General features: G+C 31.2%; 3 protein-coding genes. 2 read left to right on the top strand and 1 reads right to left on the bottom strand.

Annotated elements, in window-relative coordinates; all coding sequences use genetic code 11:
* Positions 1-82 precede the first annotated feature (82 nt).
* Positions 83-955: a hypothetical protein gene (locus H0X48_06920; GenBank protein MBA3955022.1), complete on the bottom strand. Its 873-nt coding sequence runs from the start codon at positions 953-955 to the stop codon at positions 83-85.
* 212 nt (positions 956-1,167) lie between these two features.
* Here H0X48_06920 and H0X48_06915 point away from each other — a divergent pair, with 212 nt between their 5' ends.
* Positions 1,168-1,812: a hypothetical protein gene (locus H0X48_06915; GenBank protein ID MBA3955021.1), complete on the top strand. Its 645-nt coding sequence runs from the start codon at positions 1,168-1,170 to the stop codon at positions 1,810-1,812.
* A 180-nt stretch (positions 1,813-1,992) separates the two neighbouring features.
* On the top strand, positions 1,993-2,428 hold a 436-nt coding region (locus tag H0X48_06910), incomplete at its 3' end, for a hypothetical protein (GenBank protein ID MBA3955020.1).

Here is a 2,428-nt window from a genome sequence, read left to right as displayed (position 1 = left end):
CATAACGTATATAATATTAGACTTAGAGTGAAATGCCTATTAGTAGAGATAAACATATTTTTCCTTTTTATGAGTATAATTTTTAATAAGAACGCCCATGGCAATTTGCCCAGATATGTTCATTTAAAGTAATAAATTCAACATTTGGATTAAGCATTGATACAGCACTGCTTACGTTAGAAGCAGTTCTTATAATGGTATTACAACGAGCTAATAAGAGAACATCTATTACACATTCGAGTCCATGTTGAAAATGAGCATTATTGTTATAATGTACCGGTGCTCCATTAGTTGAACGAATAGAGTTAGTATAATAAACATTACTAAATTTATTTTTTATATGATCAACAAATTTTTGTTCATCGCTAGCTACAAATATTTTATAGGTTTTACCATTGATTTGATTAATTTTGTACTGTAAAGTTTTTACCACTTTTTCATAATCAACTCGTGCTGCTTCAGATGATTTATCTGTTCCTCGATAATGTATACCAATTAAAAAAGCATTAGTTAGATTTTGATTATAAAATCTGTTTACTAAATGGCTAATGTAAGGTTTAACTTTGATATATTTATTTATAAGGTAATTGCCTCTTTGTCTATCCATTTTACACAGTGTGTGTGGTCCATAAAAACCTGTATCAGGACTACTATTAACATAACCACCATTATGTCCTACTTGTACGGACTGAAAGTAATAATTCCACCAATTAGGGCCCATTTTAGGTTCACTATACAGCCCATTAACAAGATCTACTTTAACTCCAGCGCATTTTCCTTGATCAAATTCATCAAGCATACCTAAGACGTTATTAAAAACTGCAAAAAGTCCAAAATCATTATATTTATAAATTATATAGTCTCGTGGATGTGCTGAAAGAGAGCAAAGAGTGGCTATTGCTAAAAGTACAGAAAGTAGTAGTGGCTGCGTTGATTTAGTGTTTGGATTAAGCATAATTTCTCCTCTACGCTTATAGTGAATGGTGTATTATAGAAAAAATGTAGTATAATTTTTTGAGCTTTTATTTCTAGTATACGCTAATTGTTCTACTTAAAAAAAGAGTTACAATAAATAGTATATTATCTTGCTAATAAAGTGGTAATCGTGGTTACAATTAAAAGGGGCAGGTTAAAATAAGTAGGTTATTTATTATAAAGGGACATGACATGAAAAGTAGATTATTATATATATTTTTATCTAGCATGAGCTTAAGTGCTGTATATGCTAATACTGAGCTTGTTAAAGCAGTAAAGCAATTAGATCTAAACAAAGTAGAATGCGAACTTAAAAAAGGTGAGCCTCTTACTTTAGCTCAAAAAAATGAGCTTATTAAAGAGCTTTATTCTACTATGGAGCAAAGCAAACAAAAGCAATTAACATGGGATAAATATCTTAATAAAAACACTGTTATAGGTTCTCTATCTTTAGCTCTGTGTCTAGCATTCAGTATTACTGCAGCAATTATAAGACCAAAGTATAGTGATAGTTCTGAGATAAAACTCCCTCGTACTAAAGATTTGTCTTTTAGTGGTGAATTAGATGAAGAAGAAAATGAGCACAGAGGAAATACTCTACTTAACGCACTCAATCAGGGTTATAAAACAGGCTTTGCTGAAGGTATTAAAAAAGGTCTTGTACAGGGTATATGTGGTGGTACTTTGATTACAGCTTCTGGCTTAATAGCAGCACACCAGCTTTATAAAAGTTTTACTGGTCAACATTTAAAAGAAAACTACAAATCAACTTTAGCTATCAAACAATTACTTGAATCTACACCTGTTAACAACAATGAACAACCAGCAGTAGTTTAATTTAACTATACTATTTTGATAAAAGTTAGGGGCAGAATGTTCTGCCCTTCTTTTTTTGCTCACAAATATATTTGCTGTATTTACAGAATTGCATCCAGTTGCCGTTTGTCAAATAGGTCTTTATAATTAAGTATGGGTTATAAAAACAAAAATCATAGTAATTGCTAATTAGGAGCATTTGTGAAAAAAAATATGTTGTATCTGTTAGTGGCGAGTTTTAGTATATCTTCGCTTAATGCTCATACCAATCTTATAAAAGCAGTAAAAAGTTTAAATATAGCAAAAGTGGAACATGAACTACATAATAGTACTTCTTTGAGATCTTTAGAAAAAGCTGAAGCTTTAAAAGAAATTGATGTTATTATTCAACAAAACAAGCAAAAGCAAGCTTCATGGCGTAAGTATGTAAATAAAAATATTATTTTAGGTTCTGTATCTTTAGCTCTTTGTGTGACATTTAGTATTGTGTTTGCAGAGATAATACCAAAGTATAGTGATAGCTCTGAGGAAGAGGTCGTAACAGATTCATGGAAAAAAGGTTATAGAATAGGCTTTGCTGACGGTAGTAGACTGGGCGTTGTACGAGGTGGAGGCAGTGCTATTTTCAGTACAGCTT

The organism is Candidatus Dependentiae bacterium (genome assembly GCA_013821315.1).
Classification (GTDB): domain Bacteria; phylum Babelota; class Babeliae; order Babelales; family Babelaceae; genus JACDHA01.
The sequence above is the reverse complement of the archived record's forward strand: the minus strand, read 5'-3'. Positions and strand labels throughout refer to the sequence as shown.